Origin of the sequence: Microcoleus sp. F10-B2 (assembly GCF_036704965.1) — a bacterium.
Classification (GTDB): Bacteria; Cyanobacteriota; Cyanobacteriia; order Cyanobacteriales; family Microcoleaceae; genus Microcoleus.
Genome location: NZ_JAUBTB010000006.1, coordinates 66,047 through 90,692 on the forward strand (window position 1 = coordinate 66,047; position 24,646 = coordinate 90,692).

General features: G+C 45.7%; 14 protein-coding genes. 4 read left to right on the top strand and 10 right to left on the bottom strand.

Annotated features, from left to right (window positions below):
* Positions 1 to 247: 247 nt before the first annotated feature.
* The 4 genes from ndhD1 to QUA99_RS03985 form a co-directional block, all read right to left on the bottom strand.
* Positions 248 to 1,834 carry a photosynthetic/respiratory NAD(P)H-quinone oxidoreductase subunit D1 gene (gene ndhD1 / locus QUA99_RS03970; protein ID WP_445250976.1) on the bottom strand — a complete coding sequence of 529 codons (1,587 nt, stop codon included), beginning with the start codon at positions 1,832 to 1,834 and terminating at the stop codon, positions 248 to 250.
* Positions 1,835 to 2,349: 515 nt separating this feature from the next.
* Positions 2,350 to 4,395, bottom strand: coding sequence for an NAD(P)H-quinone oxidoreductase subunit 5 (locus tag QUA99_RS03975; protein ID WP_333234849.1), 2,046 nt, complete (start codon positions 4,393 to 4,395; stop codon positions 2,350 to 2,352).
* Between the two features lie 394 nt (positions 4,396 to 4,789).
* Complete coding sequence (locus QUA99_RS03980; protein ID WP_333234850.1) at positions 4,790 to 5,164, bottom strand: thioredoxin family protein; 375 nt, start codon at positions 5,162 to 5,164, stop codon at positions 4,790 to 4,792.
* Between the two features lie 45 nt (positions 5,165 to 5,209).
* Positions 5,210 to 5,923, bottom strand: a complete 714-nt coding sequence (locus QUA99_RS03985) for an NnrU family protein (RefSeq protein WP_333234851.1) — start codon at positions 5,921 to 5,923, stop codon at positions 5,210 to 5,212.
* A 243-nt stretch (positions 5,924 to 6,166) separates the two neighbouring features.
* Here QUA99_RS03985 and QUA99_RS03990 point away from each other — a divergent pair, with 243 nt between their 5' ends.
* Complete coding sequence (locus tag QUA99_RS03990) at positions 6,167 to 7,171, top strand: LysR family transcriptional regulator (protein WP_333234852.1); 1,005 nt, start codon at positions 6,167 to 6,169, stop codon at positions 7,169 to 7,171.
* Positions 7,172 to 7,303: 132 nt separating this feature from the next.
* Positions 7,304 to 8,764 carry a serine/threonine-protein kinase gene (locus tag QUA99_RS03995; RefSeq protein ID WP_333234853.1) on the top strand — a complete coding sequence of 487 codons (1,461 nt, stop codon included), beginning with the start codon at positions 7,304 to 7,306 and terminating at the stop codon, positions 8,762 to 8,764.
* Positions 8,765 to 8,971: 207 nt separating this feature from the next.
* Here the strand turns inward: QUA99_RS03995 and QUA99_RS04000 are convergent, their stop codons facing one another.
* The 4 genes from QUA99_RS04000 to QUA99_RS04015 all read right to left on the bottom strand — a co-directional run bounded on the left by QUA99_RS04000 (position 8,972) and on the right by QUA99_RS04015 (position 14,148).
* The gene (locus tag QUA99_RS04000) at positions 8,972 to 9,748 is read right to left on the bottom strand and encodes an ABC transporter permease (protein WP_333234854.1); all 777 of its coding nucleotides are present in this window, start codon (positions 9,746 to 9,748) and stop codon (positions 8,972 to 8,974) included.
* Between the two features lie 189 nt (positions 9,749 to 9,937).
* The gene (locus QUA99_RS04005) at positions 9,938 to 10,657 is read right to left on the bottom strand and encodes an HAD-IA family hydrolase (protein ID WP_333234855.1); all 720 of its coding nucleotides are present in this window, start codon (positions 10,655 to 10,657) and stop codon (positions 9,938 to 9,940) included.
* 2 nt (positions 10,658 to 10,659) lie between these two features.
* Positions 10,660 to 12,582, bottom strand: a complete 1,923-nt coding sequence (locus QUA99_RS04010) for a S9 family peptidase (RefSeq protein ID WP_333234856.1) — start codon at positions 12,580 to 12,582, stop codon at positions 10,660 to 10,662.
* Between the two features lie 372 nt (positions 12,583 to 12,954).
* Positions 12,955 to 14,148 carry an NAD(P)/FAD-dependent oxidoreductase gene (locus QUA99_RS04015; protein WP_333234857.1) on the bottom strand — a complete coding sequence of 398 codons (1,194 nt, stop codon included), beginning with the start codon at positions 14,146 to 14,148 and terminating at the stop codon, positions 12,955 to 12,957.
* 391 nt (positions 14,149 to 14,539) lie between these two features.
* Here QUA99_RS04015 and QUA99_RS04020 point away from each other — a divergent pair, with 391 nt between their 5' ends.
* Positions 14,540 to 17,614, top strand: coding sequence for a PAS domain S-box protein (locus QUA99_RS04020; RefSeq protein WP_333234858.1), 3,075 nt, complete (start codon positions 14,540 to 14,542; stop codon positions 17,612 to 17,614).
* Between the two features lie 81 nt (positions 17,615 to 17,695).
* On the top strand, positions 17,696 to 18,118 hold the full coding sequence (locus QUA99_RS04025) for a DCC1-like thiol-disulfide oxidoreductase family protein (RefSeq protein ID WP_333234859.1): 423 nt from the start codon (positions 17,696 to 17,698) through the stop codon (positions 18,116 to 18,118).
* A 177-nt stretch (positions 18,119 to 18,295) separates the two neighbouring features.
* Here the strand turns inward: QUA99_RS04025 and QUA99_RS04030 are convergent, their stop codons facing one another.
* Positions 18,296 to 18,715, bottom strand: a complete 420-nt coding sequence (locus QUA99_RS04030) for a hypothetical protein (RefSeq protein WP_333234860.1) — start codon at positions 18,713 to 18,715, stop codon at positions 18,296 to 18,298.
* A gap of 282 nt (positions 18,716 to 18,997) precedes the next feature.
* Positions 18,998 to 24,511, bottom strand: coding sequence for a protein kinase domain-containing protein (locus tag QUA99_RS04035; protein ID WP_333234861.1), 5,514 nt, complete (start codon positions 24,509 to 24,511; stop codon positions 18,998 to 19,000).
* Positions 24,512 to 24,646: the final 135 nt, after the last annotated feature.

Genomic DNA, 24,646 nt, shown 5'->3' on the forward strand with positions numbered 1-24,646 from the left:
TATCTGCCTCGGTTTTTTTCGCTGCCGTTTTATCAGACATGACACTTCCTCTCGCTGATAGAAGTATGGATTTGCAGTAATATCTTTATTCTACTTCCTTGACCGCATACCCGCTTTGTCGATCAAACCCAACTCCAGATTACTTGAGAACCCAAGTTTCCCGGATTTGTCTATCAACAAAAACAGAAAACCCCCAAACCCTATTTCTAAAATGGTTTGGGGGTTTTCTTCCTAAATCCAGTTCAAATTACAACTTACTCGGCTCGATCGCCGGAGCACGCAGAGACACAGTTTTATCCGCAGCAGCCTTCGCCACAAGCGACGGCACAGAATCGCGCAACTTTGCAGTCAACTGTAGAGTAGTCGCATCATAAACCTGAGTCAGCATCTTCGGATACAAACCAATGCCAATAATCGGCACTAATAGAGCCGCAATAATAAACACTTCTCGCGGTTCCGCATCCACCAATTCTTCGTGTTCCGCCAATTCCTTATTCTCAGGGCCGTAGAAGATTTCACGCAGCATAGACAGCAGGTAAATCGGAGTCAAAATCACCCCGACAGCAGCTAGAAATACCACGCAAACCTTAAACACGGGATTGTAAGCATCGCTCGTTGCAAAACCCACAAACACCATCAATTCTGCTACAAAACCGCTCATTCCCGGCAAAGCTAAGGAAGCCATAGAACAAGCAGTCCACATTGCAAAAACCTTACGCATTTTCTTCCCGACACCGCCCATTTCGTCCAGCATGAGCGTGTGAGTGCGATCGTAAGTGCATCCTACCATGAAGAACAAACTCGCCCCGATTAAACCGTGCGAAACCATTTGCAGCATTGCACCGCTAATTCCCAAATCGGTAAACGAAGCTATCCCGATCAGCACAAACCCCATGTGCGAAATCGAAGAATAAGCAATTTTCCGCTTCAAATTGCGCTGAGCAAAAGAAGTTAAGGCGGCGTAAACAATATTTACCACACCCAAAATTACCAAGATGGGTGCAAAGACAGCGTGAGCATCGGGGAGCATTCCCGCATTCATCCGCAGCAAAGCATAGCCGCCCATTTTCAGGAGAATTCCTGCTAGCAACATGTGGGCGGGTGCGGTTGCTTCGCCGTGAGCGTCAGGGAGCCAAGTGTGCAGTGGAAAAATTGGCAGCTTGACGCCGTAAGCTATTAAGAAACCTGTGTACAGTAGCAATTGTATATTGGTGCTGTAATCTTTAGCTGCGATCGCCCGCATATCGAAAGTCACAGTATCGCCGTAAAACGCCATCGTCAGCCCGCCCAGCAAAATAAACAGCGAACCGCCTGCGGTGTATAAGATAAACTTAGTTGCTGCGTAGAGGCGCTTCTTGCCGCCCCAGATTGACAAAATCAGATAAATCGGGACTAATTCCAGTTCCCAAACCAGGAAAAAGAGCAACATATCCTGCACGGCAAAAACTGCGATTTGGCCGCCGTACATTACCAACATCAAAAAGTAAAAAAGCTTCGGTTTAAATGTGACCGGCCAAGCTGCTAAAGTAGCCAGCGTAGTAATAAAACCTGTCAGCAAAATCAGGGGCATCGATAAACCGTCAGCACCCACCGACCACTTCAAATCGAGTTGCTGCACCCAAGTATAGCTTTCTACCAGTTGCAAATCTGGATTGCTGAAGTCGTAATGAGTGTAAAAAGCGTAAACAAGTAGGGCAAAATCGATCAAACCCACAATTAGGGCATACCACCGCACCGTCTTGCCATCCTTATCGGGAATTAAAGGAATCAGCAAGGACGCAGCAATGGGAAACAGAATTGTTGTTGTTAACCAAGGAAAGTTAGCTGTATCCATTGCGTTTTAAAATGATCCATCAGTTATTAGGTTTAAACACCTTTTTGCAATTTTAGCCTAAATTTTATACTTTCTTTATACGGAACAAATTTTTTTGCTATTCTTTGGACAAATTATCCGATCGCAACAGTGAATTTTAATAAAAGATTTATTTCTATTTGCTAATTGTCTAGGGTGAGTTATTGAGCTAATACCATTTCTTCAAATATCTCCTAGTGGGGATACGGCAATGCCCAAAGCGTGTAAAATTGATCCCAACATCTGCAAGTCCGCCAGTCCGCCAGAGGTTGAAACCCCTGGCTAATAGCGAAAGTCCTCTCAACAGGACTAATAGATATCTCCAAAAAAGCCAGTATTGAACAGGCTTTCGGGCCTGTTCCACAATCAGAGGTTTAAGGAGTTCTTCAGTCCTCATAGCGAGGACTTTAGCTTTGAGACAGGGAATGAATTTCCTGTCGGACTATGGGTTTTACCTGTTTGTTGACACTAAAAGACACTCCCGTTTCCCTACAGATTTAACCGACTCCAGAAACGATCGCAAAACCCAGAACAGCCACAAACACAATCAGGGCATAAAATTGAGCGCGACCGCTCTCAAAGTATTTCAAACCTTCGCCGGTAATTAGCGTGACCAAACCGGTCAGGTTGACTGCACCATCGACAACCCGCAAATCAACTTCCATGACTTGCCGCGCCAAACGGCGGCTGCCTTTGACGAAGAGAAAATCGTTGATATCGTCGAGATACCACTTGTTGAGGGAGAACTCGTAAAGCGGTTTGATTTTTTGGGCGATCGCACTTGCGTCAATTTTACGGCTCAAATACATCAGAGAAGCCAAAGTAATGCCCAGCAAAGCAATACCTACAGAGCTCCCGCCCATGATTAGAAATTCCGTCAAATTGAACTCAGCAGCGTGTTCCAAAACTTCTTCGAGAGACTCGCCCGGAGCGCGAACAAACTGCTCGAAATAATTGGCAAACGGCGTACCGAGAAAACCGATAAACACAGAAGGTACTGCCAGCAACACTAACGGCAGAGCCATTGTCAGAGGAGATTCGTGAGGCAAATGGTCGTGCTCATCGTGACTGTCGCCAGTTGATGCCAATTCCTTAACGTTCATCGCTCCCGGGCCAAAAACAACCCCGGGTTGCAGGAGTTGCCGCTTGATGGCGCTGTCATTGCCCCGGAATTCGCCCTCAAAGGTGCTGAAATACATTCGGAACATATAAAACGCGGTCATCCCGGCCGTCAGCCAGCTAACAGCCCACAAAGCGGGATTTGCTGCGAAGGCGCTGGCGAGGATTTCGTCTTTTGACCAAAAACCGGCAAACGGCGGAATTCCGCAGATTGCCAAATTTCCGATTAAGAAGCAAGAAGCGGTAATCGGCATATATTTCCGCAACCCGCCCATGACTCGCATATCTTGAGCGAGTGCGGGGTTGTGGCCTACAACTGCTTCCATCCCGTGAATGACTGAACCTGAACACAGGAACAGCATCGCTTTGAAATAAGCGTGAGTCATCAAGTGGAAAAGTCCGGCACTGTAAGCGCCGACGCCCATTGCCATCACCATGTAGCCGAGTTGGGAGATGGTTGAGTAGGCGAGGCCTTTTTTGATGTCATTTTGGGTAATCGCGATCGAAGCACCCATAAATGCCGTAAAACAGCCGGTGCAGGCGATCAAATTCATGACTGCCGGCAGCCCTTCAAACACTGGGTACATCCGAGCGATCAGAAATACGCCGGCGGCTACCATTGTCGCGGCGTGGATTAAGGCCGAAATCGGTGTCGGGCCTTCCATGGCGTCTGGCAGCCAGACATGGAGGGGGAATTGAGCGGATTTGGCTGCTGGCCCTAAAAATATGAGGACGCCGAAGATTGTCGCCAGAGTTGCGCTGAGGGCGCCGGATTCGACTAAGGAGTGCAGGCGTTCGCCCATCACGCTAAATTCAAAGCTGCCCGTGGCCCAGTAAATGCCGAGGATGCCCAGCAGCAGGCCGAAGTCGCCGACGCGGTTGGTGACAAAAGCTTTTTGGCAAGCGTCAGCAGCGGGTTTGCGATCGTACCAAAATCCGACTAGCAGGTACGAACACATACCTACGAGTTCCCAAAAAATGTAAATCTGAACGATGTTCGGACTGACTACGAGACCCAACATCGAGGCGCTGAAGATGCTCAGGTAGGCGTAAAAGCGCACGTACCCGTCATCGTGAGCCATGTAGCCGTCGGTGTAAATCATCACCAAAAAGGCGACCGTGGTGACGATCGCCAGCATTACCGCCGTCAGCGGGTCGATAATATAGCCCATATTCAGCGAGAAGTCGCCTGCAGAAGCCCACTGAATAGTGCGGGTGTAGGGTGCGTGGCCCTGTAGTTGACTCCACAGCAATGCGAAAGAGAGTACCATTGACCCTCCGAGCGCGGAGACGATTAATATCGCATTCGCTTGTCGGAGTTTGTTGGTTGCCTGGTTAAAGGTGATCAAGCCTAGACCTACTAGCATTGCGCCTGCCAGCGGCAGGACTGGAATCAGCCAAGCGTATTGATAAAGCAGTTCCATGACTGATAGGTAGTTTAAAGTTTCTACTAGATATTGCCAAAACTGTAAACAATTGTGACACACGCCTGCGCGACTGGGCAGAAATACTTGTTGTAATTCTCAAGCATTGTCGATCGACAATGCTTGAGACCTACTGAATATTTTCCCGATCGAGCCGATCGATCTAGTTCCCCTTAAATTTCTACCAAAATATAGATTCACAAATCCAGACTGTCTTGGACGGACAGGAATCAAGAAACCGGGTTTTTTAACCTATACTCTCGCGCTGCACCTAATATTTTTGTAAAAAACTGTTTCTGCGTTCAGGACTGCGAGATTTGGCCCTGGTGGTGGCCGATCGACAAATCAGGAATTGCTTCTGCTTTCTACCTAAAAGCCGAATAACTTGCAGCCGTTACCTGTTAACTGCTTCCGGTTGCAGGCGTTGAGCTCGGGAAGAAAGTTGAGTCACCAGCATCCAGGAATCGAGAGTCCGCCGCAGTTCCTCGCGTCCTTGGTAGTCTTCCAATCTAAATCGAACTTTATCGCCTTCAAACAAAATCAGTGTGGGCAGACTTGTCAGCCGATAAGTGTGGGCCAACTTGAAACATTGATCGGCATTCACCCCAACCAGCTTGACTTTTTCTGCCCACTGTGCCTCAAAAGTCTTAAGCGTGGGGTCGATCGCGCGGCACAAACCGCACCAAGGAGCCGAAAAGTGGACTAAAACGGGGGTAGAGGCTTGAAACACCTCTTGTGCAAAAGTGCGTTCGCTAACCGACAACACCATGATCCCTCAAAATTTAATAATTTTTTTTCTATCCTAGGGATCATGCTACCAGTATATGTTCTTAGTTACACGCATCAAAAAAGGATGAATTTCCCACAGCAGGCCCGTAAAAATGACTACACCTACGTAGGAAGGGCGCAAAAACTCAAGCAAATCAAGGGTTTGACGCTTTTGTAGGATTGCCGAAAATGGAATTATTGAGGTTCGAGATTTGATGGTTTCAAAGGATTCTCCAAAACGAGCTTGAAGTCGTCTGTCGCCGTGCCACACTCCGAACAGGTGGTGAAGTACCAAACCGATGGAAGTGACGAGGGTAAAGCTAGTGCCAATCCACAGGGTGTGGGCAATGCACCAAATCACCTGTCCCACCATTTGCGGGTGACGGGTGATGCGAATGATGCCAGTTTCGTAGAGGTGAACTTGGGGCTTTTGGACGGCGGCAATTTCTAGGAGGTTGAAAGTTGCTGGGTACAGAAACAGGAAGGAAATTGCCGAAAGTATCCAAACTGCGGGTTTAACTCCGGGTACTCCCTGTACTTGCCAAAGCTGCAGGCCGTCGTAGCGGTGGTTGAAAAAGTAGACAATCAGAATGACGGCTAGCGGCAAACTGACAAGGGCAAACAAAACCCGGTAAAGTCTCGGCCCGATCAGCTTTTCACCTTTGGGCCGGAGGGCTGCTAAACCGCTGTGGGCGATCGCAAAAACCAGTAACAGGCCCAGAATAACTAAGTGGGAGTCGAGCGCCAAATCGATCGTCATTGCAAATATTAAGAAAAGTTATTGATTCTCGGCCAATTTGTGTCACAAAGTATCTATGGGAGCATTCAGCGGTTATCAGTCAGTTAACTGTTCACTGTTCGCTGTTGACTGTTGACTGTTCGCTGTTCGCTGTTGACTGTTCGCTGTTGACTGTTCGCTGTTTGCTGTTCGCTGCCTACAGTCAACAGTCAACAGTCAACTGACAACTGACAACTGACAACTGACAACTGAAAATTTAGATATATGTCTGACCTTCCTTTCACTTTAGACCAGTTACGCATTCTCAAGGCGATCGCCTCTGAAGGAAGCTTCAAACGCGCCGCGGACAGCCTCTATGTATCCCAGCCAGCAGTTAGCTTGCAGGTGCAAAACTTAGAGAGACAGTTGGACGTGCCGCTGTTTGACCGGGGGGGGCGGCGGGCGCAACTGACCGAAGCCGGACACCTGCTGCTGAGTTACGGCGAGAAAATTTTATCGCTTTGCCAGGAAACTTGTCGAGCTCTAGAAGACTTGCAAAATCTCCAAGGCGGTACTTTGATTGTCGGCGCTTCTCAAACAACCGGGACGTATTTGCTGCCCCGGATGATCGGGATGTTTCGGCAAAAGTACCCGGATGTAGCAGTACAGCTTCACGTTCACTCGACTCGCCGCACGGCGTGGAGTGTGGCCAACGGGCAAATCGATTTGGCAATTGTTGGCGGAGAAATTCCTACCGAACTTGTAGAAGCTTTAGAAATTGTTCCTTACGCTGAGGACGAACTGGCTCTGATTCTCCCTCCATCTCACCCGATGGTAGAACAAGAAACTATCCAAAAAGAAGACCTTTACAAATTGCAGTTTATATCCCTCGATTCGCAGTCTACTATCCGTAAAGTAATCGATCAGGTACTGACTCGCTGCGGCATTGACACGCGCCGCTTGAAAATCGAGATGGAACTAAATTCGATCGAAGCAATTAAAAATGCCGTTCAGTCGGGGCTGGGAGCTGCTTTTGTCTCGGTTTCGGCGATCGAAAAAGAGTTGCTCATGGGTGTTTTGCACAAATCTCAAATGGATGAAGTTGTAGTAACTCGGATTTTGTCGCTAATTTACAACCCCAACCGCTACCGTTCTAAAGCTGCCGAGGCTTTCAGTAATGAAATTTTGCCTTCCTTTGCTACTTATTCCACCATTATGGAGAAGAAAGAACCTCCGGCGCTCGATTTGGGATTCATAGAAATAGCAACTCCCAACTCGGCGGGAAATTAATCTATTAGGTCGCCTGTTGTTAGCAGTTCGCGGTTAGTTGAGAAATTGGAATCTGATTTAACAATCGCTTTTTCTTCCCTCTTCCCTCTTCCCTCTTCCCTCTTCCCTCTTCCCTCTTCTTAGCAAACAAAAATGGAAGTTTACTGCACCCGCCCGGGCTGCCCGCGCCCTCAAAATTATTTTCCCGACCTCGATGACAGTTCGCTGCTCAAAACGGTGCAGCAAAAATTTTGCACGACTTGCGGGATGCCCCTGATTTTGAGCGGGCGCTATTTGCCCGTGAGGTTGTTGGGTCAAGGCGGTTTTGGGGCGGCATTTTTGGCTAGAGACCGTTATACTCCGGCGATGCGGCAGTGCGTTGCTAAACTTTTGCAGCCGTCGGCAAGTCTGACTCCGCCACAGCTAAAAATCGCTCAAACTCTGTTTGAACGGGAAGCGGCGGTGCTGGAAGAACTGGGAAACGAACATTCGCAAATTCCGAGTTTGCTGGCTTTTTTTGAGCTGACTGTTGCGAGTTTGCAGCCGGGAAAAAACGATCAGTTGTTCTATTTGGTTCAAGAATTTATTGACGGTGAAAATTTGGAGGATGAACTAGCTGTTAAAGGCAAGTTTTCGGAGACCCAGACGGTGGAGGTGCTGCGGGAAATTTTGAAGGTTCTCGATTTTGTGCACTCTCGCGGTTCGATTCACCGGGATATTAAACCTGCTAATATTATGCGGGGTAAAAACGGTCGGCTTTATTTATTAGATTTTGGGGCTGTTAAACAAGTAACACAAAGTGTTGGGAGTGCAAAAGCTTCGACTGGGATTTATTCTTTGGGTTATGCTCCGCCAGAACAGATGAGCGGGCAAGAAGTTTATCCGGCAACGGATTTGTATGCTTTGGCTGTGACTTGCATTACTTTGCTCAGCGGTTTGCAGCCGGCGGAGTTGTTTGATAGTTACAGAAATGAGTGGAATTGGCATTCGCGGGTGCAGGTAAGTTCGCGTTTGGCTCACGTTCTCGATCGAATGTTATTATCCGCTCCCAGCCAGCGCTTTCAATCGGCAGCGGAGGTGGAAGCGGCTCTGAAATACAATTCTCAACAGCCTACGAGGGTCGTGACACCGCCGACAGTCAGGACTCCGACTCCCCTACCGACTCAGCAGCTACCGCCGACTCAGCAGCCTCCTGTGCCTGTTCCTGCAACTCCTCCGTCTGGCCTGCAACCTTCGCCGAGAAGGGCTTTTTCTATTTGGGAGGTTTTGGGAGGGGCGGCGTTTACGGGTTTTGAGGGTGGGTTGCTGGCGATCGCCCTGACGAGTTTGCTGCCGTCTCCAGGCTTGAGTGTGGGATTGTTGGGTACGATCGTGGCGGGTTTGATTTACGGCCAGTACCGCAGGGCGATCGAACAAACTGAGATGTTGATTATTGGTGCAGGTACTCTGGCTTTGCTGTGGTTTTTCCCGGCTTTGCAGACGGCGGCAGTTGCGATTTATCCTAATTCTCCGATCACTGGCGTGTTGTTTGTGGGATGGTTGGGTGCTTTGGGGGCGATCGCTGCAACAGCTATTTTTCGGTTGATTTATAAGTTACTTTATAATATTTTTTAAGCCGATAGTTAATGACTAATAACCACATTTATGGAGTCAGAACCCGTATTACAGCGTATTCCACGTTTGTGAAGTGTAGGGACTAAGGCCAAGCCGTGTCCCTACCACAATTAATTGTAGGGACTAAGGCACTCGCCGTGTCCTGACTGTGGGTAATATTAATTCCGATGCTACCGGAGTTGATATGACCGATGACTAATGGCTTTTTCAGTCTTGCTGGGTGGTAAACTGGCGGGCACCGATTAAAGAAAAGGCGATCGCAGCCACTAACAAAATGGGGATGCTGTACCAAGGAAACTTGGCCAGATCGTAAGCAGCGGCTCTCAATCCAATGCTGGCATAAGTCAGCGGCAACAGATAAACTATTCCTTTTAGGGCTACCGGCAGCGTTGTTGGGTCGAAAAATGTTGCTCCTAAAAATGACATCGGAGTTATCAGAAAATTGTTGTACAATCCGACTGATTCGATAGATTTTACGGTTAAACCTACTATCACTCCCATGCCCGCAAATACAGCAGAGTTGAGAATTATTACTAACAAAAATAGTGGATTCAGAAAGACTAGCTTTTGAGTAAACAAAACTGCTACTAAAATTACCGAAACAGAAGTCAGCATTCCCCGCAATATTCCTGCTAGCATTTTGCCCGCGTGCAAAGCGAGGGGGTGTACTGGCAGCAGCAGCAATTCCTCAAATGTTTTAGTATAAAGGCGTTCGCCGCAAATCGAAAATACTGTGCCGGTAAAACTTACTGTCATCGATGAGAGTGCTACCATTCCCGGCAGCATAAATTCTAGATAATTGCCGCCAATTGCAGGTTTAGGCAAGGAACTTCCCAACCCGAAACCAAAAGCTAAAATGTAAATTATTGGGGATACTAAACCAGCGGCGGCAACTGGCACGATTCTGACTCGCAAATCTAACCATTCTCCCCAAAACACGGTGATTGTGTCTGTTAATATAGTTGTCAGCGATGTTTTTTTCATGGTTGGGCGAGGTAATTTGAATAATTGATATCAAATCCTGTCAATTAACCATCCGGTTTGGGGCAGGGCGGGTTTACAAATATCCAGGATGTGAATCATAGATATTGGTGAACCCGCCCCTACAGGAATTACAGTCAATCATTACGGTGAATTTACGGGACTTAATATGACATCTTTATAATTATCAAGTTAAAAGGTTAAATAATCAAGGCTGCTGCACTGTTCTATTTTCGTTTCAGTTAAAGGCAATTTACCTAATTCTACTTTTTCCGGTTCTCGGTTCAACCAAATTGCTTTTAATCCAGCGGCTTTAGCGCCGCAATAATCTGCTTTGAAGCTGTCGCCGATATGCAACACATTCTCTGCAAGGCAGTTGTGCTTTTGCAAAGCAGCGGTAAAAATTTGAGAGTCGGGTTTTGCTGCACCAACTTCGGTGGAAATTGTCACTGATGTGAAATATTCAGCTAAATTTAGTGCTTTTAATACTGGATAAATTCTGGAATCGAAATTCGATACTACTGCTAATTCAATTCCTTGTTGCTGCCACTTATTTAATGCTGGGAATACGTCGGGATAGACGAACCAAGGTTCGGCGCTGGCAAAATGAGCGTAGAGTTCGGCAAAGAATTTGGGAAAGTCTGAAAATTGGTTGAAAACGCCTGCTATTTGAAAAGCTTTGGCGGCAACTGCTTGCCACCATTCAAATTCTAGCTGGGGAATTTTTGCTAATTCTATCCCTGGAAATGCCATCGGAATTGCTGAAGCAAAGCTTTGGGAAAATGCTGCATTTAACTCTTGACTATTAACTGTTACTCCAAAACTATTGGCTAATTGTCGGTAAACTTCGCCGACGCTGCAGCGAACGTCAAACAGTGTACCGGCGGCATCTAAAAAAATAATTTTGGTCATTGTCAGTTGTTAGTTGTTGGCGGATTTATCACACCGGAATGATTGGCAATATTGCCCGCAGGTTCAAATCGACCGCCTAAATATTTGGCGAGGAATTCTTCGGCGATCGCATAAAAATGCAGGCGATTTTCCGGCCGCGCAAATCCGTGTCCTTCGTCTGTATACAGCACGTATTCTACAGGTTTGCCGGCTTGCTTCATGGCATTGACAATTTGCTCGCTTTCTGCTAATTTAACTCGCGGGTCGTTAGCACCTTGGGCGATGAGTAAAGGTTTCTGAATTCGATCGACAAAAGATAAGGGCGAGATCGATTTCAGAAACTCTGGTTCTGTTTCCAAATTGCCCACGCGGTGATACAGACTTGCTTTTCTCGGTTCCCAGTAAGGGGGAATAGTTTGCAGCAGCGTAATCAAATTGCTTGGCCCGACAATATCGACGGCGCAGGCAAAAACATCGGGACTAAAAGTCAATCCCACTAAGGCGGCATAACCGCCGTAGGAACCGCCCATAATCGCAATTTTATTCTGTTGGGAAATTCCTGTTTCTACCAGCCAATTAACCCCATCTAGCAAGTCGTCGTGCATCTTAGCGGCCCATTCGCGATTGCCGGCATTGAGAAAGGCTTTGCCGTAGCCGGTGGAACCGCGAAAATTGATTTGCAAAACGGCGTAACCTCGGTTTGCCAGCCATTGGGCTTGTGAGTTGTAACCCCAGGTATCGCGCGACCAGGGGCCGCCGTGAACCAGCAAGACTGTAGCTACGGGTGTTGAGACACCAACCGGTTTTGTCAGGTAGCCGTGAATGGTTAAACCATCTCTTGCGGTGTAAGAAATGGCTTCCATTGATGATAGTTGTAGCCCTTCGAGTTTGGGTTGGTTGCTGAACAGAAAGGTGAAAGTTTTGGAAGCGCGATCGTAGGTATAGTAGTAGACTGGGCCGTCGTCTGTCCTGTAAGCAATTAGCCAAGTAGTGTCGGCGAGGTTGCGGCTGGTGAGGTCGAATTCGCCGGGACGGAATTTGCCGATCGCCTCAAAATCCTCTGCTATGCTTTGATCTAAAATTTGCCACTCTTGCTTGTCTTTGTAGAAAGAAACCGCCTGAATCTCTCGCTTGGTGGGGTGTATCAAAATATCGCCGACATCGTATTCTGGGTCCGAGGCGATCAAACTTTCTTGCTTGGTTTCCAAGTCGAGTGCGATCGAACGTTTGGCGTTAGCATCGTGATTGCCGATGATGTAAAGAATTTTGCCGTTTTCTGAGAACATGACGGCACCGCCTTCGTCGTCTGGGCCCCAGCTTCGCAGGCTTTCCCAAGACTTGTCCGCAGTTTCTCGAAATAGCAATTCTGTACTGCCGTCGGCATTTGTGGCTGTCGCCGCCCGCACTTGAAATTGGGCGTCAGCAATCCAAGTCCAACCCATGATGTTACCGGGGTTGTCGGTGTCGAGTTCAACGGCACCGTTTTGCAGGTTGATGCGGTAAACATCGTGTTTGCGTCGATCGCTGATGTTCATTTCCACTAAAATTTCATTAGGGAAGTTGCGGTCAAGGGCGATCGGATGAGCTCGAACACCTTGAAATGGTGTCAAGTCGCGAACCAGATTTGACTGGATATTGACAGAGAATAAATGCCATTTTTCATCACCATCAATATCTTGCTGATAAATGAGTTCTTCGCCGCTGTAAGTCCAGAAAAAAATGCGGATGCCCCGTTTTTTATCGGCTGTCAGTTGGCGATCGTCTGCTTGACCGACGGTACGCAATTGCACTTGCAAGACGTTGTTTTCGTCGGGTGCAATGTAGGCGATATACTTGCCGTCTGGTGAAAGTTTGGGGCTAGTTTTTTCGGGGTTGCCGAACAGAATTTCCCGCTGAATTAGGGGCGGAAGTTCGGTTTTTGGCTGTTGAAATGTTAAATTTTGCATTTTTTATTTGGGCTAAGATTCTCTAGCTGATGGACTCGCCCGCCAGTCCGCCAGTCCGCCAGGGAATGAATTCCCTGTCTAATAGCTAAAGTCCTCTAAAAGAGGACTGAATAATTCATTAGACATCTCCCAAAATGAGGTTTTTGTCTACATACGGCAAGGCTTCCCAAATTTTCTTAGGAGATGTCTATTAGTCCTCTTTTAGAGGACTTCAGCTTTGAGGCAGGGGTTTCAACCCCTGCCGGACTGACGGACTGAGGGAAACAGCCTTAAATTGACACGCCTTGGGTTTTTGGAGTGCCCCTACGGGTATCGATCGGGGGTGTACTTCATAAAAGTGGAATCTGCTGTATCTATTTGAAGAAGCATCGATTAGCTTTTAAGCAACTCTTGAATCGGCTTGCTAATCCAATTGAAACCAACTTTTAGTTGATGCTCAAATGTTGGCATCCGATAGAGATAGGCTAGGCGGCGAGCAATGTGTGCTAGTTGTCCGTCGAGTTTAATTCCTAAACCTGCGAGGGTCGCGTTGTCTATTCCTAATGTCATCATTTCTCCTAGCGGCTGATAGCGGAAAGGAAGTAATGGGCGGCCGGTGAGGGAGGCCCAAATGTTCCAGGCGGTGTAGTCAGCTTGCTGGAAGGCTGTTTGGGCTGTTCCGGGGACTTTTTGATTAGTTGCATCGTGACATTCCGCTAAGTCTCCCAAGGCAAATATGTCTGGATGGTCGATAATTTGCATTTGCGAATTGACTGTTAATTGACCGCGGCGGTTTTGTTTTAGGGGTAGCGATCGCACTGCTTGACTAACTTGAGTTCCTACTGTCCACAATACTATGTCTACAGGGAGAACATCTACTTGTCCTTTGTAAAGTAAGGAGATTGTGTCCGATCCGATCGCCTCTACTTCTGTTTCTAGGTCGATCCACACTTGCCGTTTTTCTAAAGCTTTGCTGGCGGCTTCGCGATTAAACTCCGGTGATGTCTGCAGAATCCTGTCGCTTTGCTCGACTAACCGCACGCGACCTTTGTCTCCGAGTCGATCGGCTAATTTACAAGCTAATTCTACTCCCGAATAACCGGCCCCGACGATCGCCACCCGAATTTTGTCGGTGTTGCTGGCTTCTAAAAATCGCAGTCTTTCTTCTAAGCGGTAGGCGTCGTCGAGGGTGCGAAACGAGTAAGCGTATTCAACGGCACCCTTAACCATATCTAGAGGGGTTTCGCCGCCTAAAGCTAAAACCAGGCGATCGCACGGAATTTCTGGCCCGTCGTGCAACTGCACTCGTTTTTGCTCCACATCAATGCCGGAGACAGTACCTTGACAAAAGCGCACACCTGTGTTTTGCAAGAGTTCCGCAAACGGCGGGGCAATTTCCCAGGTTTGGAGCTCGCCCGTCAGCAGTTCGTACAGCAGGGGAACGAACAAAAATCGATCGCGGCGGTCAACTAGAACAATTTCGGGTTTTTCGGTTGTGGAGAAGGGTAACTGACTCAAGCGCAGGGCTGTGTAGAGTCCGCCGAAGCCTCCGCCGAGAATGCAAATCCGGGGTTGTTGTTGAGTCATGATGTTTTGTTTGAGGGGCTGGTCGGTAGCAAGGCAACTTATCTTATTGTAACGAGACGGCGAGTAGGAGAGGGGGAGAGTCGGAGAGTCGGAGAGTAGGAGAGGGGGAGAGTCGGAAAATGTTCCCTCGAACCTCCAACCTCAACATCCCTGGGTTAAATTCGTTAACTCCGTTGAAGCTGTTACAGAATCCGTTGCCGAACTTCCCTCTTCCCTCTACATCTCTAGCTTTGATTAGCTCTACCTATTAGCCGCCATCAAATTTTCTGAATGTTCGGAGAACTAATTTTGTACTATATTAATTAATAACGCATAATTATGCAAATTAAATTCACTTTTTATACGGTCATCTACTCTAACACTTGCCACCGCACTCACAAGTGAAAAAATCATGCAAATTTCCTCCAATTCTTCTAAAGTTAAGAACGGCGATCGCAATAACGGAGACGGCCCATGTTTGTTAAATAGCGAAGAACGATATAAAAATTTAGTAGCTAATATTCCCGGTGCTGTCTACCGCTGTACCTGCGACTTTACTGCCGACGGGGGATTAACACGGACAATGGCGTTTTTGAGCGAGGCTGTTCAAGAAATATCAGGCTATCCATCTTCTGATTTTATCAACGATCGCGTCCGTTCTTTTGCCAGCATTATCCATCCTCAAGACTGCAAAAATGTGGATGCTACTGTCAAAAAAAGTGTAGCAACCAGAAATCCGTACATCCTTGAATACCGGATTGTCCGGGCTGACGGCGAAATTAGCTGGGTTTACGAAAAAGGCAAAGCTGTTTGCTGCGAGGCGGAAGAGGCTAGAGGAAAACAAGAGGAACAAGGGGAAATTGAGGGCTTTTTGTCGGCTGTGGTTTCGCCGGTATCGCCGGTGGCAAATTCTCTGTCTCGGGTTGTTTATCTCGACGGAGTGATTTTGGATATTACTGAACGAAAGCGAGCTGAAGAAAACCTGCGAAACACTCAAGATTTTCTGAATGCGGTACTGCAAAATCTGCCGATTAGCGTCTTTATTAAAGATGCTGTAGAGCAAAAATTTATTTATTGGAATACTGCTAGCGAAGAATTGTTTGGCTATTCCAGCGATGAAGTTATCTTAAACAATGCCGCTGATTTGTTGGAATCAGAGCAGGCAAATTACTTGCAAGCACAAGATTTAGAAGTGTTTGCAACGAGAAAAGGTATTGATTTGCCAGAAGAAACTATCCAACTTCCGCGCCGGGGAAAGCGGATTTTGCACACTAAAAAAGTTCCTTTGTTTGACGATTCGGGCGCGCCTAAGTACATTGTGGGTATTGCTGAAGACATTACGGAAAGCAAAAAAACTGAAACAGAATTGTCGCGGTTGGCTATTGTGGCTCAAAAAACGCAAAATGGTGTGATTATTACTGATGCTCAAGGCTGCATTGAATGGGTAAATGAAGGATTTACTCGGATTAGCGGTTACGTGCTGGCAGAAATGCAGGGAAAAAAACCGGGTGATGTACTGCAAGGCCCTCAAACAGACCCGCTAACTATTGCTCAACTGCGATCGGCTTTGGCTGCAGGGGTGCCGTTTAATCAGGAAATTTACAATTACAAAAAGGATGGAAGGGGTTATTGGGTGGCGCTTTCGATCGCGCCTATTTATCAAGAAACGGGGGAACTCGAAGGTTTTATTGCGGTGCAAACTGATATTACCGATCGCAAGCAAGCAGAGGAAACACTGAGGGAGAGGGAGAATTATTACCGCTGCATTGTCGAGACGGCTTCGGAGGGCGTTTGGATGTTTGACAGCGAAAGTATCACGACTTTTGCTAACTCTCGGATGGCCGAAATGCTGGGGTATACTGTAGAGGAAATGCTGGGGCGATCGCTATTTGAGTTTATCGACTGCGACTGTATAAAAATAGCTGAAAGTTACGTGAACCGCAGGCGGCAAGGCATTCGCGAACGCCACGATTTTAAGTTTACTCGCAAAGACGGATCTCACTTGTGGGCGATCGTCTCGGCGACGCCGATGTTCGACGGTGAGGGCGAATTTTCAGGTGTTTTGCGGATGATTACCGATATTAGCGATCGCAAACAAGCCGAAGCAGAATTGCGCCAAACTCTCAAAGAGTTGGAATTTGAAAAATTTGCTTTGGATCAATCGGCAATTGTCTCGAATACCGACGAATTCGGAGCCATTACCTATGTCAACGATCAATTTTGCGAACTATTTCAATATTCCCGAGAAGAACTGATCGGCAAAACCCACAGACTTGTTAATTCTGGTTATCACCCAGCCGATTTTTTCAAGCAGCTTTGGTCAACCATCCGCCAGGGAAAGGTTTGGCGGGGAGAAATGAAAAATCAAGCTAAAGACGGTACATTATTCTGGTTGGATACTACGATTGTACCTTGCTTAAATACCAGCGGAGAACCCCATCAATATGTAGCAATTCGCAAAGATATTACCAAGCGCAAACACGCCGAAGAAGCGGTGCAGCTTTCCGAAAGTCAATTGAGGAGTAAGAATCAAGAATTGGCAAAAGCCCTGCGGGACGTGCATAAAACTCAAAGCATGATGGTTCAAAATGAAAAAATGGTAAGTTTGGGGCAATTAGTCGCTGGCGTTGCTCACGAAATCAACAATCCCGTTAGCTTTATTTACGGCAACGTCATGCACGCTGACGATTACTTTAAAGACTTGCTAAAAATGCTGCAACTTTACCAGCAGGAATACCCGCATCCAACACCGGCAATTCAAGAAGAGATAAATGATGCTGATTTTAATTTTCTGCTCCAAGATTTGCCGAAACTGTTAAATTCGATGAAAATGGGAGCCGAGCGAATTCGCCAAATTGTGCTGTCACTGAAGAATTTCTCGCGCTTGGATGAAGCGGAACAAAAACAGGTTGACATTCACGAAGGGATTGAAAGCACTTTGTTGATTTTGCAACACAGGTTGAAAGAAACCGCAGGGCATCCTAAAATTGTGCTGCTCAAAGAGTTCGGTAATTTGCCGCGCGTACAGTGTTATGCGGGACAGTTGAATCAGGTTTTTATGAATATTATCGGCAATGCAATTGATGCTTTGGAAGAGGCAATGGAAACCGGAAAGTGGGCTGAGGGGGAACTGGCACCTATTCCTTATTGTCCTTCGCCTACGCTGCGGATTTGTACGGATGTAAAGTACGAACAGGATGCTTTGATGCAGGGAGATCCTGCTATTTCTGATGTTTCGAGGCGGCATCCTTCTCATATTGTGATTCGGATTGCTGACAACGGGCCGGGGATTCCGATAGATGTTCACGAAAGGTTGTTCGATCCGTTTTTTACTACGAAAGAACCGGGTAAAGGTACTGGTTTGGGGCTGTCTATCAGCTATCAAATTGTGGTGGAAAAGCACGGCGGGCAGCTTAAATGCCATTCCGCACCGGGTCAAGGCACGGAATTTGCGATCGAGATTCCTGTAAGGAAAAGAGTTAGTTAGTCAGGTGCATTTTGCACCTGACAGTTAGCTCATCAGGTGCAAATCGTGGAATAGTTAGTGAATAAATTAGGAAGTGATCACATGAATTACAACGTAATTTACGACGGAAATTGCAATCTCTGCGTTACCTTGGTGCAGTTACTCGAAAACTTAGATAAAGGCCAAAATTTTGAGTATATTTCGATGCAAGATTTAGAGCAATTAAAGCGCTTTGGGATAACTTCTGCTGACTGCGAAATGGGGATGATTTTGATAGATGCGGAGAATCCAGAACGCCGCTGGCAAGGCAGCGATGCGGCGGAGGAAATCGGACGGATATTGCCTGCTGGCGAGGTGTTTGTGGCTGCTTACCGGGCAATGCCGGGGATGAAGTGGATGGGCGATCGCGTGTACGAACAAGTCCGCGATAACCGCTATACTTTGTTTGGCAAGCGATCGACAACTTACAAATCTGTTTATCCGGTTGGCTGTAGGTCGATCGACAATTGCGATAGTTTGAAATAACTCACACTCAAGCACCATTGTCAAGAACAGGCATGATGCCTGCTCCACAAAAATTAAATTTTATTGTGGGCTGTTGCTCCGACGCCGCCTCTCAAGGGATTATTAGAAATGGTGCCAGATCGTTGATATCAATTTACTTAGGATGTGGCGTCAAATCCCTGCTACAATCCCTGGAACTTAACTATTAAACAAACCGAATATCTCGCGGCAAAAGTGTTTGAGCTTTTCGGCAGACTCCGCAGCGGGTTCGGTTGCACCGACAAAACCCCAATTTTCCACGGTAGAAAAGCGCCACTGCTGACCAGTATGATCGTAACCGGCTGCCTCAACCCCGATCGCCCGCCGATATCCTTCCACCGGATCTTGGTAAAATCGGATTTGAATCAAGATGCTGCGGCTTTGCAACAAGCGGCTTCTACCGGGAAAATGGAAGCCAATGTCGATCGAATCTGGATCGACAAGTTCTCTGGTATCCTCGTCATTCATCCAAGGTTTCAAATCGACTTTTGCATCCGGGAATTCGGACTTGAATAAATTAACAACAGCAGCAATTTTGCTGGCAACTTCTATATTTCTGGCTTGTTCGGCAGCGTTCACTCGCAAAACTCCTATCAAATACAGTTATTACATGATTTAGATAACAATGTAACTGCATATTTACAATACTGCCGAATGTAGACTGTGAACAGCGGACTTTTTAAGACACAATTAGGCATTGACAACTTTCAAAATTTGTGTTACGGCTTCTGAGTCCGTGCTATCAACCGAAAAAACCCGGTTTCTCGCAACCATCCTAAAATCATGAAATTACCAAAAGAAACCGGGTTTTTGCCCCCACGACTATCAACCGAAAAAACACCGTTTCAACCGCCGAGTCCCTTAATTCCAAGGAAGTGCGATCGCAAATTCCGAACCTTCTCCCAGCACCGATTCGCAAGTCAGTTTACCGCCGTGGGTTTCTTCCACAATTTGCCTGCTGATAGACAGCCCCAAACCCGTACCTTTTCCTACTCCTTTGGTAGTAAATAAATGGTCAAATATTTTCGACTTCACCTCCGATGACATCCCTTGACCGTTATCTTTGATTTTAATCACCACGCTGTTGCTATCCTCGGAGACATGAGTGATAATGGCGATCGTATTCGGTAAAGCTTCAATTTCCGCGTAAGTGCGACCCTGATTGAATTCGTCAAAACACTCGATCGCATTTGCCAGCAAATTCATAAATACCTGATTCAGTTGCCCAAAATAACATTTAACGGGCGGGATATCTCCGTATTCTTTGATAACCTTAATCGCGGGGCGAGTATCTTTAGCTTTCAGACGATACTGTAAAATCATCAAAGTGCTGTCGATGCCCTCATGAATATTTGCTGACACTTTATTGGCACTGTCAGCGCGGGAAAAAGTGCGCAAAGACTTGCTAATATTGCGGATGCGCTCTGTACCTGATTTCATAGATAAAAGCATTTTAGGCAAATCTTCGATCAAATATTCTAAATCAATCTCCGACACTTTATCCTGTAATTCATCTCCAGGATTAGGAAATTTTTCTTGGTAAAGTTGCAAGCAATCAATCAAATCTAAGCTCGCCTCAGCAGCAGCATCAAGATTGCCCGCAATAAAACCAAGCGGATTGTTAATTTCGTGAGCAACCCCTGCAATCAAGTTGCCGAGAGCCGACATTTTTTCGCTTTGAATGAGTTGCAGTTGCGCCTGTTGCAGTTCATTGAAAGATTTTTCTAACTGTTGAGATTTATCTTTTTCGCGCGCGTACAAACCAGCATTTTCTACAGCAATAGCAACTTGAGAAATTAACACTTTGAACACTTCTACTCTCTCTGCTGTAAAAGCTCCTACTGTCAAAGCATTTTCTAAATAAATTATGCCGCGCCCCTGAGATTGATAAATAATCGGCAAACAGAGAATTGATTTTGGTTGATATTTCTGAATGTAGGTATCTACATTAAAAGGTTCGGCAACAGTAGCATTGTCTAAAACCAGATGATTTTGACTGCGGTGTACGTAATTAATCACACACCGGGGTATATCTTGACAATTTTCTACGGGAATAGACGGTAAAAGTGTCACTTTATCCTCCGCATGAGTGCCAGTAGCTTCTATGCAGAGGATATCGTTTTTCAGCAGCAGCAGCACTACTTTTTGAGCTGCCGCATTTTCTAAAAGAATTTTGATTAATTTTGTCAACAATTTTTCTAGAACAATTTCACCGTTAATGGCTTGCGCCGACTTAATAAAAGTAGCTAAGTCTAAGAAATCGCCTAAACTACTACTGGTAGTATTTCCAGTGGTAGTGCGGGTGACATCGAGAGTTGGGGTTTGAATTGTGCGCGTCTGTGCTGCTAAGAAAGGATGTGTTGATTCTAAGTGTTTAACTTTAGCTATGGCTCCCCAATGGATATATCCATAATAGGCTTTAGTCAGATATGCTTGAGAAACTATCTCTTTACCCAAAGCTTGATAAAATTCTCCTGCTAATTCATAGGCTAATGCTTCCTCTTGAATGTAACCGTTTTTGGCTGCTCCATCAATTGCGCGATCGTACAAATCCATTGCTTCGGTATTTTGTCCCAAAACTCGCGCTGTTTCCGCTGCTACCAAGTCGTATTTGTGTTGATAATTCATCGGAGCATGAACAGCCCATTTTTTCATCTTCTTTTGGTTTTGCAGCACTTTTTCCAAATATTGCTTTTGTTCCCCTTTGCCCGTTGCTGGATACAAAGCTATGATACTGAGAGAGGAGTAAAAATTATTCAGAGCAACCACATCAAATCCGGCTACAGACTCCTCATGTTTCTCAAATAACCTTGAATTTTCTAATGCTTGCGCGTAGTTTCTGAAGATAAAATTAAGCTGAGTTTTGGCCTGATAAACCAAACCAACTAAAAAAAAGTTTTTACATTCTATTAAAATGGGGAGCGTTTTTACTTCATTAAATCTCTCACCGACTAAATGACAGGGATCGACAGCTTGACCGCGCAAATTGAGGGCTGTCTGCCTGCCTATACTTATATACTGTACAGCCATTTCAAGTTGAGATTGCTGCATTAGTTTCATATATTTACCAGTCTCCTGATCCACCAAATCTAGAGGCTCTCCTATCGACAGTTTGTTTAAGCAATATGCACCTATAGCATAACCAGCAAATTCCAACTCTCCAGTTTCCATCCCAGTTTTAAAACCTTCTTTGAGATCGCCTAATCCTGACTTGAGAGGGGCTTTCCAGTGGTGAATAAAAGAACCAAATGTTGCATAAACTCTACTTTTGATTGAACGGGAGGGAAATTTGTCTAACAGCCTAATTGCCAGTTGACCGAATTGGTATGCCAAACTAATGTCCCCTAGCTTGCACATAACTACGCCATAATAAACGTAGGCAATACTTGCATAAGGCGAATTACCGTATTTAATACACAGCTTGACCATCCTAAATGCCAGCAGCGGTATCAGTGGGGGTTTGGCCTGAATAGCACTGCTGAGAATCCCCGATAAAATCCGCATGGCTGCTTGTTTTTCGGGATCGATCATTTCTGGCAAGTTAGCTAAATCCTCAATTCCTTTCAATCCTAAGCTCAATTTGGTATTACTCAGTCCCGCCACAATATTTAGCGCGTTGGGATTTTGAGGAAAAGAAATGCCTAATAGTTTCAGCACTTCCAGTCCTGTATTGAGTGCTTCTACCACTCTATTTTGAGCGTTATAAGACTGGATTTGAAGTTCATAAACATTCACTTTTTCCAGTAAGCTTTTAGATTTTTGCAGTACAATATCAACCATATTTTTTGAATCTTCATAGTTGATGTTTAAGTATTCAGCTTCTGCAGTTGACTCGTAAATTGCTAAAGTTAAGTCATAGTGGCTTTGCCAAGAATCTGCAGGCAATAATTCCATAGCAACCCGCAAATACCTAACAGCAGCTTCATACGCAGCAGCCGCTTTTGCCTTGCGTCCAGCAGTTAAATTTAATTGTGCCAACTGAGTTTTTTCTGACTGTTGGCTAATCGTGTCAATTCCGACATTCAATTGATTGACGATATCAAAGATGTTTTCTTCTAGCTTGTCTGGTGGAGTATTGTTTAACAGTAATTGACCGATTTTTAAATGAGTGGATTGCTTTTGGTCTTCGGGAATTAGCGAATATGCGGCTTGCTGAACGCGATCGTGCAAAAATCTGTAACTAACCCGCGAAGTGTCTAACTTGAGATTGATTGATTCGGCTCGATCGAAAACTAAAGGAATGCGATAGGCATCGCTCAAGGGCAGAATTAACCCTGCTTGCAAAGCTGAATAAAGTTCAGTAGCTGTAGTATTAGCTGACTTTTCGCTAACAAGTGACAGCACATCTAGAGCAAATTTATCTCCCACGCAAGCTGCTAGCTTCAACACTTCTTGCGTGGGTGCGGGCAGCTTTTCAATGCGAGAAGCTACCAGTTCCACCACACTTTTATCGGTGATTCCAATGGCTTGGATTTCATCTATACTCCAATACCAGCCATTTTGACTTCCCTCATTTGTAATTTGATTAAATTCAAAGTTTAAAAGAGAGTCTTGATAAAGTGCTTGGAGTAGTTGCGTCAAGAAAAAAGGATTGCCACCCGTTTTATTCCAGATTAACTCGGCTAGATTTGTTACTTTTTCTGTGCAAGTGTTAAGTGTTTCAGTGACTAATTCCGTCACATTTGCTAAATCCAGCGGTTGCAACACGATATTGTTGACTATTGTACCAGTTTTTTCAATTTCTTCTACAGTCTGAATTAAGGGGTGGGTCGGACTAACTTCATTGTCTCGATAGGCACCGATTAGCAACAAATATTCTTGGTCGGGGTCAGTTATCAGTATTTGCATCAACTTTAATGTTGCTGAATCTGCCCACTGCAAATCGTCTAAAAAGATAACTAGGGGGTGTTCTTTTTGGGCGAAAACGCGAATAAATTCTTTGAATACCCGATTGAAGCGATTTTGCGATTCTACAGGGGCGAGTTCTGGGACTTCTGGCTGTTTGCCGATAATTAATTCAACTTTGGGAATTACGTCGGCAATTACTTGGCCGTCTGTTCCCACGGCTGTTAAAATTTTAGTGCGCCATATTTCTAATGAAAGTGTACTTTCTGTTAGCAATTGCTGCAGCAAGGAGTTAAATGCTTGGATTAATGAGGCATAAGGAATGTTGCGTTTTAATTGGTCAAATTTGCCGCTGATGAAGTAACCTTTTGACCTGGTAATTGGTTTGCTAACTTCGTTGACTACGGCTGATTTACCGATACCTGAGTAGCCTGATACTAGCATTAATTCGCTTTGATAATTGGCGAATTCTTCTGTATTTTGGTTGGGTGGGAAAGATGCGGGTGAAAAAGTTTCTGCATAGGGGCGGGCGGGTTTTTCTGTATTTCGGTTGGGTGGCAAAGATTCGGGTGAACCCGCCCCTACACGTTCAAATGCTGCTAATATTTCGTTGACTTGTTGTTCTCTACCGTACAATTTTTGAGGGATTAACAATTGGCTGAGAATATCTAAGCGTCCGGGGATGAAGTCGGCAATTTGTCCGGTGGCTTCTAACTGATGCAAACAAATTTCTAAGTCTGCTAACAATCCGGCCGCACTTTGATATCTATCTTCGGCATTTTTTGCCACCAATTTCATCACTATCTCAGAGATGGCGACAGGTATTTCTGAATTGATTTGATGGGGATGTATTGCTTGAACTGCGATGTGGCTGTAAACTATTTCTAAGGGGTCGTTGCTGCGGAAAGGCAATTTTCCTGTCAGCATTTCATATAATGTGATACCAAGGGAATAAAAGTCTGTGCGGTAGTCGAGGGTGCGGTTCATTCTCCCGGTTTGTTCGGGTGACATATAGGCTAATGTGCCTTCGACTGAGTTGGGATTGTTAAATTGCGGGTTTTCTTTGTTGAGTTTTGTAGCAATGCCGAAGTCGGTGATTTTTACTTGTTTTGTTTGCGAGTTAATTATGATGTTGCTGGGCTTGATGTCTTTGTGAATAATGTGCTGAAAATGCAGGTATTGTAACGCTTTGACTATTTGGATGGCGATGTTTAAATTTGCTTGCAGGCTTAAGGTTTCTCTTTCCAGCAGTTTTGCGAGGGATTCGCCGCCAAAGTCTTCTAAAACGATTCCTAATCGGTGGTCAAATGTTTCAATACTGATGGCTTTGACGATTTGTTCGCTGTCTAAATTTTGGCGGATTTGATATTCGTGTTTGAGCCTGGTAATGGCTTCGAGGGTGGGATATTCGGCTTTGAGGACTTTCAGAATTGCTGCTGGCCCGTCTGTCGGTGTTTGTCCGCGATAGATGATTGTTTCGACGCCTTCGTGCAGAGTAATATTGATTTGGTATTTGGAGAATTTCAACATAACTTGAATTATTAATTACAGGCTCTAATTTTTATTAGATTAACACTACTTGAGCTTGATTAGCTGTGATTCAGATCGTGTATTTTTCGCTCCCAAATCACACCGAAGATACACTAAGTGACAACGCGGCAGTGT